Raw genomic sequence first — 13,732 nt, forward strand, 5'->3', positions numbered from 1 at the left:
TAAAAATTCCGAAGAATCCACTCCTACAAGCCCGGCTTACTGTTCCACAGAGACTTCCTGTCCGGCTTCAACAACCATATTTTCTACAAAGTGATTACCGAACTTGAGTTTATAAGTACCCGGCGGTACTTCCAGGGTTTTCTCCTTGGGAGAGATATTTCCTACCCAGCTATTAGACTGCTGCTCATAGACCTCAACGGTACGTCCACTCAGGTTGGGCATACTAATGGATCCCAATTGAATTTCTGTGGATTTACCGTCCCCCACTTCAATACCCTCCACATAGTAACTGGCAAATTTAAGTTTATAAGTCCCGGCCGGGATCCACAGAGTTTTTTCCTTAGGAGTAATATTTCCGGCCCAATTGTTAGATTGTTGGTCGTAGACTTCAACAATCCGTTTACTTAAACCGGGCAAGCCGACGGCACCCAGCAGGATTTCTGCAGGTTTATTGGCTTCTACCTTAATCCCTTCCAGAAAGTGATTGGAGAATTTAACTTTATAGGTCCCGGCCGGTACTTGCAGGGTTTTTTTCTCAGGCGAAATATTCCCCAGCCAATCGTTGGACTGTTGTTCGTGTACCTCGATGATACGATCGCTTAAATTAGGTATCTGGATGGAACCTAACCATATCTCGATGGGTTCTGTTTTAACTTCGATCCCTTCCAGATAATAATTACCAAATTTGAGTTTGTAGGTACCCGGAGGGACTTCGAGCATCTTTTCCTTCGATGAGATATTTCCCAGCCATTTATTTGATTCCTGACTGTAAACTTCCACCGTTTGGCTTTCTAAATTGGGTAGTTTGATAACCCCAACAGAAAGCTTGATGACCTTTTTTTCTTTAGGTTTCTCTTTAGGCTCGGTTTTGATCTCTGCTTTTTCTATAACCTGGTTTTTAACCTCGGTCAAAGCTCCCTTCAACTGGTTCGCATTCTGTGCGGTAAAATATTTTCCACCTCCGGCTTCTGCAATACATGTCAACTGCTGCTTTTCCTGCTCGGTTACACCAAAGCCAACCACGTGGATTTGAACCTTAATTCCCTTTTCCTTCAAAGCCTTGACCAGGGCACAGGGATCTCCTTTACAGGTTTCCTGACCATCACTCACCAGAACTACGGTTGTTTCTCCTTCGGTACTTTTAAGCAGCTCTCCGGCCATTTCCAGGGATCTGGTAATAGGGGTCTCCCCTTTAGGTTGAATGGATTGAATCTGCTTAATTAAAGCGTTTTTGTCTCCTTTTCCTACAGGGACCAGTATTTCAATATCGTTACAATCCCCTCTCTTCCGGTGTCCATACACTTCCAGCCCCACGTTCACGCCCTCCGGAAGTTCCCGAATCAAATTGGTCATAACTTCCTTGGCAATGGTTATTTTCTCCTTATTCTCGACCTTGGCCCACATACTCCCTGAAGCATCCAGAATAAACAAAACATTAGCCCCCGAGGATTCCGCGGCCAAAGCTTGAGTGGGACTCTGGAAAAGTAGAAATCCTGCCAGGAACGTAAAAAATAAAGGAAAAGAAAGGACCTTGGGGGAACCTTTAACTGGGAGTTTCATAGAAGACCTCCTTTTGTTGGGTTTTAAAAAGGGTTTAGGGTTTATGAGAGGCAAATATAAAATAAAAGTCAACGATTCCTTCTTCGTTCCTGTTCCGTGAGATATTTCTTTCGTAATCGGATACTCTTAGGAGTCACTTCCACCAGTTCATCCTGCTCGATGAATTCCAAAGCCTGTTCCAGGGTTAAAGTTCGGTGTGGGATAAGTCGAATGGCCTCATCGGCGGTAGAAGATCGCATATTGGTCAGGCGTTTTTCTTTGCAGGGATTGACGGTCATATCCTGTTCCCTGGAGTTCTGCCCGATGATCATTCCTTCGTACACCGGTACCCCGGGTCCCAGGAACAGGACGCCGCGTTCCTGGAGGTTCCAGAGAGCATAGGCAACCGTTATACCGGTCTCACCCGAGATAAGGACGCCGTTGGGTCGTCTGACCAGTTTTCCTTTAAACGGTTCATAGTGAGAGAAAGAGTGATCCAGCAATCCTTCTCCTTTGGTATCCATCATGAACTCGGTGTAATATCCCAGGAGACCTCGGGTTGGAATCAAATATTCCAGGACTGTTACCCCATGCTCCGAGCGCATCCCTTGCATCTCCCCTTTACGGAGTCCCAACTTTTCGATAACGGTTCCGGCATAAGGATCAGGAACGGTAATCACAAGCTGTTCAATGGGTTCCATAACGACCCCACCGACTTCTTTAGTAATTACTTCCGGCCGGGAGACCTGAACTTCATATCCTTCTCGTCGCATTGTCTCCAACAAGATAGAAAGATGGAGTTCCCCGCGTCCGGAGACCTTGTATCCTTCCACACCTCCTAAGGATTCGACCCTAAGACCCACATTGGTCTGTATCTCCCGTTCCAGCCGTTCCTTAAGCTGACGGTTGGTTACGAATCTCCCCTCTTTTCCGGCAAAAGGTGAGTCATTGACCAGGAAGTTCATAGTCAGGGTAGGTTCCCCGATCTTTAAAGGGGGCATGGGCCGTGGAGCTTCTGGCAGGCAGATGGTATCTCCGATGGTAATTCCTTCGATTCCTGCAATGGCTACAATATCTCCGCAGGGAGCTTCTTCCACTTCTTTTCGCTTGAGCCCTTCAAAGACAAAAAGCCTGTTTATCTTCGCAGGTTCTATCCTTCCATCCCGTTTACAAACCACCACAGGGGTCTGTCTTTTGATTTTTCCCTGATAGACGCGTCCGATTCCAATCCGTCCTATATAATCATCGTAATCCAGGCTGGTAACTTGAATCTGTAAAGGAAGATCTGCCTTGTCAGCAGAAGAGGGAACATGGGCCAAAATCGTTTCAAAGAGGGGACCTAAATCTTTACCTTCTTCTTCCAGACTTCGTTTTGCAATGCCCTGTCGGGCAATGGTGTAGAGGATTGGAAAATCCAGTTGTTCATCGGTGGCCCCCAGTTCCATAAAAAGTTCAAACACCAGATCCACCACATGATGGGCCCGCTGATCTTTCCGATCAATTTTATTGATCACGACGATGGGCCTTAATCCCAACTCCAAAGATTTTTTCAAAACGAACTTCGTTTGAGGCATGGGACCCTCTGCGGCATCCACAAGGAGTAAAACCGAATCGACTGTTTTCAGAATCCGCTCCACTTCCGAACCAAAATCTGCATGACCCGGGGTATCTACAATATTAATCTTGACCCCCTTGTAGGAAATCGCAGCATTTTTAGAGAAAATCGTAATACCCCGCTCCCGTTCCAGTTCGTTGGAATCCATGATACATTCAACAACCGGTTCATTGGCCCGGAAAGCTCCACTCTGTCTCAAAAGATGATCTACCAGGGTCGTCTTACCATGATCTACGTGGGCAATAATTCCAATATTGATAATCCGTTGCATAATAGTTTTAAAATGCCTCCTACTTTTCTACCGATCTGTATATCCGTTATCCGAATAAATGTAAGGGTTTATTAATATACGGTCAAGGAAATTAAATTTCAACGGCTGGAATTCAAAACGAATGATGAACGGCGAAGGGTTAACGGGAAGGATAAAAATTTATTTTCCTATGATAAGGTCCGGGGAAAAATATAGACACCTTCCTATTTACAGAAAAGGATGGAAAGTGATACTTTACTTTCAGTACCTGATTCGGCAAGGTTAAATTAGGTTTTAACCTTAAAAGCTCGGTAGGAGCAATCTGTTGGTAGCAATCAAGAGTCCTGGAGTGGGACCCTATGGTCTACCAACAGATCGCCTCGTTGAGGCTTTTTAGGTAATTTAACAGAGTCGAGCTCAGGAACCAGAAATCTATTTGAATATTCTGTAATCAGGAGGACAGAGGTATGAGTCTTTCTACTTCCAGTATTTTTGAACCCATTACCGAACCAGAGATCCTTGAAAGTATTAAAGCCCTCCCCACCGAAGATGATTTGCCATATGACGATGGAGAGCCTATGGAAAGTGAACGTCATTTAATGCAGATGATCGTTTTGATTCAATCCCTTAGAGAAGGCTGGTCCACGCCCCGGAGCTATTATGTAGGTGGAAATATGTTTTTGTATTATGAATTGAATAGCGAAAAGAAATTTCGAGGGCCGGACTTTTTCCTGGTATTGGATGTAAATAATCGGGAGCGGAAGAGTTGGGTAGTCTGGCAGGAAGGAATGCGATTCCCGGATTTAATTATAGAAATTTTATCTGATAAAACGCGGGAAATCGATAAAGGGGAAAAAAAAGAATTGTACGAGCGGATTTTTCGGACTCCGGAATATTACCTGTTTGATCCATTTACCCAGGAATTTATAGGCTTAAAGTTACGAGATGGTTCTTATGAGGAGGAAATGCCCGATGAAGAGAGAAAAATCTATTCAAAAGTGACAGGACTCTATTTAGTTATAAAAGACGGGTGGTTGCGTTGGATGACTCCAGAGGGAATTATTTTGCCTACCCCCTCTGAACGGGCAGATCAGGAAAAACAACGGGCAGACCAGGAAAAACAACGGGCAGATCAGGCGGAACAACGACTAAAACAGGTAGAACAACTGCTTGAAGAATATAAACGTCGTTTTGGGAGTTTGGAGGAATAACCCGGAGAGGAGAATATCCCTTTTCGAGGAGATAAGATAAAAGCACTAGAGAAGATAGAGGGTAACGTTTAAAGATCTGAAAAAGCATTCATAGAAAGAGGGATCAGAAACGAATGATGCCGTGTGTTTTCTGTCGAATTGTTGCAAAAGAGACCCCGGCCCATATCGTTTATGAGGATGATAAGACGCTGGGGTTTTTAGATCATCTCCCGATTCATCGGGGTCATACGTTGGTGATTCTTAAGGATCATCATGAAAGCTTGTTAGATATCCCGGCGGAGGGTTTAAAAGATTTAATTTTGGCCACTCAGAAGGTCGGAGCAGGAGTTATAAAGGCTATGGGAGCAGAGGGATTTAATCTGGTTATGAATAACGGTCGTAGTGCCGGACAAGAAGTTCCCCATGCTCATTTTCACATCCTTCCCAGGTTTCGAGGAGATGGACTCCGGATAGGATTTCCAAGGAATCGCTATCCAGAGGAGGAGATGAGAAGGATTCAGGAAGCTATTAAAAAAGAGCTATCTTAGCGAATCAGATCCGGGAAGTGCTTCATCATCCATTCGTCGAGGTACTGTTGAATTTCGTTGGAGGTGGTAAAGGATAGAACCTCCTTAGCGACCTTTTCGGCCTGGGAAAGGGTAACGGAGCGGATGACCCTTTTAACCTTTAAAAGGGAGTCTGCATTCATACTGAAGCTATCCAATCCCAATCCCAATAAGATGACAGTATATTTAGGATCTCCGGCCATTTCTCCACACATACCTACCGGGATATTTTCTTCGTGACCTGCCTTAATAATATGAGCCAGGAGCCTTAAAATGGAAGGATGATAAGGTTCATAGAGGTAGGCTACTTTCTCATTTTCTCGATCTATGGCCAGGCAATACTGAATGAGGTCATTGGTTCCAATACTAAAGAAATCTACTTCTTTGGCCAGGAAGTCTGCAATAATGGCGGCCGAGGGAACTTCTACCATGATTCCTACCGGGATATTCTTATCGTAAGGAATCCCTTCTTGATCCAACTCTTCTTTAACTTCGTCAAGAATCGCATTGGCTTTTTTGAGTTCATCTACACCAGAAATCATGGGATACATAATCTGAAGTTTACCGTATTGACTGGCCCTCAGAATAGCACGGAGTTGAGTTTTAAAAAGATCCTTATGGGTCAGACAGAGTCGAATAGCCCGTAGCCCGAGTACGGGATTCTTTTCTCCGGCAATATCTAGCGGAGATAAAACTTTTTCCCCACCCAGATCAATGGTACGGATAATAGCCGAATTAGGAGCTATACGTTCTGCCAGGGTTTTATAAACCTGGAAGTGCTCTTCTTCCGAGGGGAGGTCGTGGCGGTTCAGGTAGAGAAACTCCGTGCGATATAATCCTATTCCCTCGGCACCATATTTAAGGGCCAGATCAACTTCTTTTAACAATTCTACATTGGCCAGAAGAGAAACCTTTTGAAAATCCAGGGTTAAAGCCGGGAGGTCTTTTAATCTTAAAAGTTCGTTAATTTCATAATCATACTGTCGCTGTTTTTCCAGGTAAACTTCGAGAACATCCGAAGAAGGATTGACAATCACGATCCCCTCCGTCCCATCCACAATGAGCAGATCTCCGGTATCCACGGAAGCATACAAACCAGCTACCCCTACTACAGCCGGAATTCCCAAAGAATGGGCCATGATTGCACTATGGGAGGTTTTGCTTCCGGCATCGGTTACAAAGCCAATAACCCGTTCTTTAGACATTTGCACGGTATCCGAAGGAGAGAGGTCATAGGCAACTACAATGACATCTTCTTTCAGGTTATCCAGAGGATTTTCTTCATAACCGATAAGGTTTCTTAGAATGCTGTTTCCTGCATGGGTTATATCCATTTGACGTTCTCGCAGATACTCTGTTTCCGCATGAGCAAGATTTGCCTTGAATCGATCAATTACTTGTTTTAATGCCCACTCGGCAGACACCTTATATTTTTTGATATAATTGACAGTCTCCTCCACCAAGGTACTGTCTTCCAGAAGCATCAGGTGGACTTCAATAATTTTAGCCTGTTCATTATCCTGACCTTCCAGTTTCTTTTTAACTTCCTCTAAATCAGCTTTTGCCCGTTCTACTGCCTTTCGAAAACGATCCGTTTCCTCCTCTACTTCAGAGTTTCTAATCCAGGATGGATTAATCTCCAACTCTGGATGATCTAAACGGAAAGCTCTTCCTATAACGATTCCTGGCGCTACGCCGATACCCTTGAACATGGTTTATTTCTCCCCAAATCCATTTTCTATGAGTTGGGTCAGTTCCTCTAACATTTCAGAGGCATCTTCCCCTTCTGCCTCTAAAGTGATCCGCGAACCTTTTGCTGCAGCTAAGGTAAGAACTCCCATAATACTCTTCCCATTCACCTGTTGATCATCTTTCGTCAGAATAAGTTTTGCTTTATATTTATTAGAAGTTTTTACAAGCATTGCTGCAGCCCTCGCATGTAGACCCAGTTCATTTTTAATTTCAGCCGTACGCTTTTGCTTCATAAGCCATATGCAAGGATTATACTGGCCAGACCTACGATAGCTACTTGCCAGTATATGGACCATCCCTGGCGGCTCAATCTACTAAAGAGTAGAATCAAAATAAGGGAACAGAGCTTAAGGATCAGCCGATGATCTTCCAGAAAAACGTCTTTAGTGTTCAATTGTAAGGCAGTTATACCTCCTAAGATGGGCAGGGCTATTTGTTTGAAAATCTTGGCCAGACCTGTTAAATTCAGTTGCTCAATTTTCTTTGCGGCTAAGTCTTCCTGGGAATATCCCCACATAACTCCCATGACGCGAACCTGCAGGTGAAACAGATTATAAACGATAAAAAATACCACAGGGCCCAGGAACGCGATACGACCTCCCAGGACCATACAGGTCAGGCCTAAAGCTGCTACAAAGGGCCTTAAGGCTCCCCAGAAGAAAGCATCTCCAATGGCTGCATAAGGTCCAGAGGTCATTGTTTTAAAGGAGATGATTTCTTCTTCTGTGGGACGCCCGGTTTGAGCACGCTTTTCTTCCATTTGTGCTACGGCCCCCAGGATAAAAGATGCAAAATAAGGATGGGTATTAAAAAACCTTAAATGGCGTAAAAAACTTCGCACCCTTTCTTCCGGGGAGGTATAAAGTTTTTGAAGGATAGGGGCCAATGCAAAAACAAACCCTAAGCTTTGCATACGCTGAAAACTCCAGGACGCCTGGAGAAAAAAAGATCTCAAAATAATTTTAAATAAATCCCATCGGTTTATCCGTTCTTGCATAGGTTTAACCCGGTCAGGAGAAATAAGGAATAAGAATGGTTACTACGGTTTTCCCTTCCAGGTTCTCCGGATTTTAAGTAAAGGAACTCCTATGGCTATCACTAGACCCATCTCTGGAGGTAACTTTAGACCCTCGACCAAGAACAAACAGAGAAAAAATGCGATGAAAAAACTACTTAATCCACCGGGTACCTTTAGTAGGTGAAGGGCTGATCCCACACCTAGGGTAAGAAATAAACTATTAAACACCCCGGCGAATCTGACAAAGCCAGGAGAGGTAAAAAAAGAAATCTGGGTACTCAAGTATAAGAGGCCTTTTTCCAGTAAAAGAATCAAAGTCGTTCCAATCAGGATCAAGGTAAAACCTTTAAGGAAGAAGATGAGAATGCCACTGAGGTGTTTGAGATTAACCGCGCTGAGATGGCCTTGCAGAACACTGATATCAGCAGATAAAGCCAGTTGATTATTCAGTTGTCTGACCCAGATATCCGCCCAGACGGTAGCCGGCGCAAATATTATCACCAGGACCAGGCTAAATAGAACAGCAACGGCCGGGCTCCAGAAATGGAGGCCAAGAATAGCCGTACCTGAACAAATACAGGCTAAAATGGAATTATCGGGGGGTACCACAGCTCCCGCCGGAACATAGGAGGTCCATAGAAGTTGAAGTAAAGCCCCCGTGATAAGGCCAAGCTGGGGATTATCCAATAACAGGCCTATCAAAGTGGCTGCTATAAGGGGTTGAGAAAGCATAACCTGAAGAACGGCAACGTTATCTAAAGATAACAGGCCTCCTACCACACTGATCGCTAAAATGTCCGTAATATTAGGGAGTAACATTTTTTACCTTCGCCAATACTTTTTGAAAACTTGCCGGGTGATCTACTGGCACCATTCTTAAATCGATATCAACGCCACAATCGGTCAATTGCTCAAGAAACTCCAACTCTTCTGGTGTTACAGAGACGGTCTTGGTAAGGGGGACACCTTGAGGTACCTGCTCGGTAATGCCGATGTTGAGGGATTTAATAGCCAGTCCAGCCTGTACGGCACTCTGTAGATCACGGATGCTGCTAAAAAGCAAAAGGATTTTTTCTTGTTTAAACTCTTTTTGGTTAAGTAAGTTAACTATTTCAGAAACCGGAGCAGCACGAAAACAGACCCCTTCCGGTAAGCTTAAACGCATAATAGTCTGGATCGATGGGTTCTGAGATACGGAATCATTGGCGATAATAATCGAAGTTCCCTTCACATAAGGTAGCCAACTACAGATTACCTGTCCGTGAATTAATCGGGCATCGACACGTACCAGCTCCAAAGACATTTTTTAAAGGATAAATAAAAAGCGAAGGACGAAGGATAAAAACCGCCTTTCCTGTATTTCTGTGTTGGCTTCATCCTTCATCCTTTATCCTTCCTCCGGTTGCGTTAGCGGTGGAGAAATTCACTGGCGACATGGATACTATTCTGACCCGTCTTTTTTACAGCACTTGCAAGTTCTTTAAGGGAAATTGTGCCGTTGTTTGTTGTAGCGAGTTTCAACAGCATGGGCAGATTAACTCCGGTAATCACTTCAACATGCAACTCATCGAGGAAGGACAGACTGATATTAGAGGGGGTCCCTCCGAACATATCTGTAAAAACCAAAACGCCAGATCCATCATCGACTTCCTTAATAGCTTTCCGAATTCTCTCCCTTGCCGAATTAACCCCATCATTTACATCAATGGAGACCGATCTAACACGGGTTAATGGACCCACAATCATCTCGGCAGCGTGAACAAGTTCTTGAGCAAATTGGCCGTGTGCTACAACGACAGCACCAATCATTATTGATTACAGTCCGCGGTCCGTTGTTACCCTAAAGGCCCTCTGATAGGCCTGAGTTACTGCAAACAAGCAGGCGAAATTAAGGTCGCTACTCCAAACTTGCAACAGACAACGGACAACGGATAATTCATGAAAGATCATTGATTTTTAAGTTTTTTATTAAGTTTGTCATTAAGATCTTTGGCCGAATCAAAACCCATTTCCTTTAAAAGCTGGTTCCTTGCTGCAACTTCTACAATCATGGCCATATTTCGTCCGGGACCTACCGGCATTTCAATATAAGGTAAATTTACATTTAAAATACTTAATTTTTTTTCTGTAAGACCTAATCGTTCATATTCCAGGGAGGATTTCCACTCAACAAACTTAATAACCAAATTTATCTCCTTTTGGTGTGCTACAGAGGCAATTCCGAAGAGATCCTTAATATTAATAATACCTAATCCTCGGACTTCCATCAAGTCCTGAAGCAATTCCGAGGCCATTCCGATGAGTTTATTGGGGAAGATCCGCTTGATAAAAACCACGTCATCTGCAACCAAACGATGTCCTCTTACAACCAGGTCTAAGGCACACTCACTTTTACCGATCCCACTATCTCCCAACATGAGCACCCCAGCCCCATAAACATCCACCAAGACCCCGTGCATACTGATAGAAGAAGCCAGACGGTATTCTAGAAAAGCATTGATTTCATTAATGCAGGCTGCACTGGTCATAGAGGTACGCAGAGTGGGAATATGGGCTCTATTGGCCTCTTCTAGAAGCTCTTTAGGTACTTCCTGGCCTTTTGTAACGACAATGCAAGAAATGGTCATGTTCATGAAGTCGCGAATCCTTTTCTTTCGTTCCTCACTGGGTAGCTCAAAGAGGTAGGTAATTTCCGTTTCTCCTAAGACTTGAACCCTATTGGGATGTACGTGCTTAAGAAAACCGGCAAATGCAAGCCCGGGTTTTTGGATTCGATAGTGACCGATTCTATTTTCAAGACCCTCCTCCCCGGCCAGAATCTCGAACTGAAGAAGCTTTAATCCTTCTTTTAACTCCCGAACGGTTATACTACTTTCGGTACTCACTTTAGGAAATAAGGAAGTATGGGAGTATGGGAGTATGGGAGTGTGGAAGTGTGGAGGTATAGGGGTGTAGAAGTAGAGACTCCCATACTCCCATACTCCCATACCCCAACACTCCCAACTCCTAGCTCCTTAGTACTTTGCATCTTCTTTAGCAATAATATCATAGATCTCTTTTTTTGTTTTAGCCTGAATAAGAGCCGATCGAACTTCAGAATTTTTAAAAAGGCGGGAAATTCGCGCCAGAATTTTTAAATGAACCCCTGCAGAATTATCCGGAACTAACAATAAAAAGAATAAATAGACGGGTTGTCCATCTAAGGCCTCAAAATCAACCCCTTTTAAACAACGCCCGAAAGCAGCCCGGGTTTCTTTAAGTCCTCTGGATTTTCCATGGGGAATAGCGATACCCTCTCCAATACCTGTACTTCCCAGCTTTTCTCTTTCTATCAAGCTATTTAAAACACTCTGCTTATCTACATGGGGTACTCGCTGTAGAGCTGCTTCTGTTAATACCTCCAAAACCTCAAGCTTATTCGTAGCCTGAACATCCGGTAGAATAGCTTCTTCATCGAGAATATCCGTTAATTTCATTCTACAACGTAAAACGCAAAGCATAAAACGTAAGGAACTATCTTCCCGCGGCTCAACGTTTTACATTTTACGTTTTACGTTTTATGCTTTACTGGAAAGTGGGTTCAATCAGGCCATAATTGCCGTCATTTCTTCTATAAAGGACGTTAATTTGGTTTGTTTCATGGTTAAGAAAGACCAGAAAACCATCCTGAGAAAGTCCCATTTGGAGGGTTGCTTCTTCCAGAGACATGGGTTTCACGGCGAACTTTTCCGTTCGAATGACCCGAGGAGAAAAAGTAGCTCCTTCTTCCGATTCAAATTGAACAGATTCAGAAATAGATTGAGCCACCTTACCCAGGTTTTTAGGAAGCTTTTTTGACTTACGAGAGGTGATTTTCCCTTTCCGTTTCTTGATTTGTTTTTCAATTTTATCTATAACGCTGTCGATGGCCTGATACATATCTCCGGTTTCTTCTTGACCATGGATTTTTGTTCTCTTGGCCTGTAAGGTTACCTCTGCCATATGCCGATATTTTTCTACGGAAAGTATGATGTGGGCTTCAACGATATGGAGATACTTCCCCAGTTTTTCGATCTTGGTTGTTACATACTCTCGAAGTGCATTTGTAATTTCCAGGTGTCGGCCCGTAATGTTAATTTGCATAGATTTCCCTCCTCCGATGGGTAACTGGTCCTTATGTAATGAGTGGCGAGTGAGGAGGAATAAGCGATGAATAAAGTGGCGAGGGGTGAATAGAAAAAGCTTTACCCATCACTCATTACTTAGGAGGTTTTACGTTTTCGTTTAACTGAAGAGGGAATATTTAGATCTTCCCGGTACTTAGCGATGGTTCTTCGGGCTATTTCAATACCATCTTTCTTTAAAAGATCCAGAATTTCCTTATCACTATAAGGATTCGCCGTATCCTCATTTAAAATAATGTTCTTTATTTTTTCTTTCACTGCAATAGAGGAAATATCATTACCGGAAGTACGGCTTAGCCCACTGTGGAAAAAGAATTTAAGTTCAAAGATTCCCCTCGGCGTATGCATGTATTTATTGGTTGTCACCCGACTGACGGTGGATTCGTGCATAGAAATATCTTCGGCCACATCGCGTAATACAAGGGGTTTTAAATGGCTGATTCCGTGATCCAGGAACTCGCTTTGAAATTTAATGATACTTTTACCCACTTTATAGATGGTTCGTTTACGCTGTTCAATGCTTCGAATGAGCCAGATAGCAGACCGCAGCTTTTGTTCCACATATTGTCGGGTGGATTCGGAGACCTCCGCATTGTTGTGTCGAAGGATGCTTTTATAAAGGCTATTGATTCGCAAGCGGGGAATATCTTCTTCATTCAAAACGACTTCGTATTCTGATCCCATTTTATAGACGTACAAATCGGGAATAATGTATCGGGTTTTTTCATCAGAATATTCCAACCCGGGCTTGGGATTTAGCTTTTTAAGAATTTTATGAGCCAGTTTAATATCTTCGACCGTGGTATTAAATTTACTGGCCAGTTCTTGATATTTTCCTCTTACCAGAGGTTCCAGCAAGTTTTCCTGGATAATTTTTTCGATAACGGTATTTTGCAGCTTGAGGTGTTGGATCTGAATCAGAAAACACTCCCGATAGTCCCTGGCTCCGACCCCGGCCGGATCAAAATTCTGAATTTTTCTTAAAACCCTCTCCACATCTTCTACCCGACACAGGGCCTCCTGGGCAATGTCTTCCAAAGGCGTTCGTAAATATCCATCTTCTTCTATATTACCGATAATAAGCGTACCGATTCGCAGTTCTTCTTCACTGGAGGTAGTCAGTTGAAGTTGCCATATCAGATGGTCGATGAGGGAGGAGGATTTGGTCAGGATATTTTCATAAGAAGGTCCTTCGCTATCGGGATCCCACTCGGTAAATTCTCCTAACCCACTGGGATTATCTTCAAAATAATCTTCCCAATTAACCAAATCCGATGATTTTTTTTCCTCGGGTTCTGTTTCCAGGGGCTCTTCCCAGGTGGGAGGGGGACTCTCAATCTGAATAGATGACTCACCGTCTAGTTCTCGCTCGATTTCCTCGATCCCTATCTTTTCTTGATCCGGTTCATCCTCTAAAGAAACTTCCAACAAAGGATTCTCGATAACTTCTTGCTCAATCATCTCCTTCAGTTCCAATGCAGACATTTGCAGCAGTTTAATAGCCTGCTGTAACATGGGCGTCATGACAAGACGCTGAGTCATTTTGAGATTGAGTCTGGTATCCATGATCATAGTACTAAACCACTCCAACTTCCATATTCAAAGCTCAAGGTAAAGAATCTTTTACCTTGGGCCTCAA

At 43.5% G+C, this 13,732-nt stretch carries 14 protein-coding genes; 2 read left to right on the forward strand and 12 right to left on the reverse strand.

The genetic code is table 11. From position 1 onward, the window contains the following. Nucleotides 1–36 precede the first annotated feature (36 nt). Entirely contained in the window at nt 37–1,560 is a 1,524-nt protein-coding gene (locus VNM22_07285; GenBank protein HWP46951.1) for a VWA domain-containing protein, read from the reverse strand. A gap of 68 nt (nt 1,561–1,628) precedes the next feature. Further along, nucleotides 1,629–3,425: a translational GTPase TypA gene (gene typA, locus VNM22_07290; protein ID HWP46952.1), complete on the reverse strand. Its 1,797-nt coding sequence runs from the start codon at nt 3,423–3,425 to the stop codon at nt 1,629–1,631. Between the two features lie 446 nt (nt 3,426–3,871). On the opposite strand from typA, the gene VNM22_07295 reads away from it, so the two are divergent. Together VNM22_07295 and VNM22_07300 are read left to right on the forward strand one after the other, a co-directional pair. Beyond that, nucleotides 3,872–4,615, forward strand: coding sequence for a Uma2 family endonuclease (locus VNM22_07295; GenBank protein HWP46953.1), 744 nt, complete (start codon nt 3,872–3,874; stop codon nt 4,613–4,615). Between the two features lie 113 nt (nt 4,616–4,728). Further along, nucleotides 4,729–5,142: an HIT family protein gene (locus VNM22_07300; protein ID HWP46954.1), complete on the forward strand. Its 414-nt coding sequence runs from the start codon at nt 4,729–4,731 to the stop codon at nt 5,140–5,142. On the opposite strand, the gene ptsP is transcribed toward VNM22_07300, so the two are convergent. From ptsP to rpoN, 10 genes are all read right to left on the reverse strand, one after another. Then, the gene (ptsP, locus tag VNM22_07305; protein ID HWP46955.1) at nt 5,139–6,872 is read right to left on the reverse strand and encodes a phosphoenolpyruvate--protein phosphotransferase; all 1,734 of its coding nucleotides are present in this window, start codon (nt 6,870–6,872) and stop codon (nt 5,139–5,141) included. The genes VNM22_07300 and ptsP overlap by 4 nt on opposite strands. A gap of 3 nt (nt 6,873–6,875) precedes the next feature. Next, a complete protein-coding gene (locus tag VNM22_07310; protein ID HWP46956.1) occupies nt 6,876–7,145 on the reverse strand; it encodes an HPr family phosphocarrier protein in 270 nt (89 codons plus the stop codon). Next, nucleotides 7,142–7,909 (reverse strand): PTS system mannose/fructose/sorbose family transporter subunit IID, encoded by a 768-nt coding sequence (locus VNM22_07315; protein ID HWP46957.1) that lies wholly within the window; start codon nt 7,907–7,909, stop codon nt 7,142–7,144. Before VNM22_07315 ends, VNM22_07310 begins: the two co-directional genes overlap by 4 nt. A 42-nt stretch (nt 7,910–7,951) precedes the next feature. Continuing rightward, the gene (locus VNM22_07320; GenBank protein ID HWP46958.1) at nt 7,952–8,749 is read right to left on the reverse strand and encodes a PTS sugar transporter subunit IIC; all 798 of its coding nucleotides are present in this window, start codon (nt 8,747–8,749) and stop codon (nt 7,952–7,954) included. Next, nucleotides 8,736–9,227 (reverse strand): PTS sugar transporter subunit IIB, encoded by a 492-nt coding sequence (locus VNM22_07325; GenBank protein HWP46959.1) that lies wholly within the window; start codon nt 9,225–9,227, stop codon nt 8,736–8,738. Before VNM22_07325 ends, VNM22_07320 begins: the two co-directional genes overlap by 14 nt. A 110-nt stretch (nt 9,228–9,337) precedes the next feature. Continuing rightward, complete coding sequence (locus tag VNM22_07330; GenBank protein ID HWP46960.1) at nt 9,338–9,739, reverse strand: PTS sugar transporter subunit IIA; 402 nt, start codon at nt 9,737–9,739, stop codon at nt 9,338–9,340. A gap of 137 nt (nt 9,740–9,876) precedes the next feature. Continuing rightward, nucleotides 9,877–10,917: an HPr(Ser) kinase/phosphatase gene (gene hprK / locus VNM22_07335; protein ID HWP46961.1), complete on the reverse strand. Its 1,041-nt coding sequence runs from the start codon at nt 10,915–10,917 to the stop codon at nt 9,877–9,879. Between the two features lie 27 nt (nt 10,918–10,944). Then, nucleotides 10,945–11,406 carry a PTS sugar transporter subunit IIA gene (locus VNM22_07340; protein HWP46962.1) on the reverse strand — a complete coding sequence of 154 codons (462 nt, stop codon included), beginning with the start codon at nt 11,404–11,406 and terminating at the stop codon, nt 10,945–10,947. A gap of 88 nt (nt 11,407–11,494) precedes the next feature. Continuing rightward, nucleotides 11,495–12,052, reverse strand: coding sequence for a ribosome-associated translation inhibitor RaiA (gene raiA / locus VNM22_07345; GenBank protein ID HWP46963.1), 558 nt, complete (start codon nt 12,050–12,052; stop codon nt 11,495–11,497). A gap of 119 nt (nt 12,053–12,171) precedes the next feature. Further along, nucleotides 12,172–13,665 (reverse strand): RNA polymerase factor sigma-54, encoded by a 1,494-nt coding sequence (gene rpoN, locus VNM22_07350; GenBank protein HWP46964.1) that lies wholly within the window; start codon nt 13,663–13,665, stop codon nt 12,172–12,174. Nucleotides 13,666–13,732 lie beyond the last annotated feature (67 nt).

This window comes from Candidatus Limnocylindrales bacterium (genome assembly GCA_035559535.1).
GTDB lineage: Bacteria > Moduliflexota > Moduliflexia > Moduliflexales > JAUQPW01 > JAUQPW01.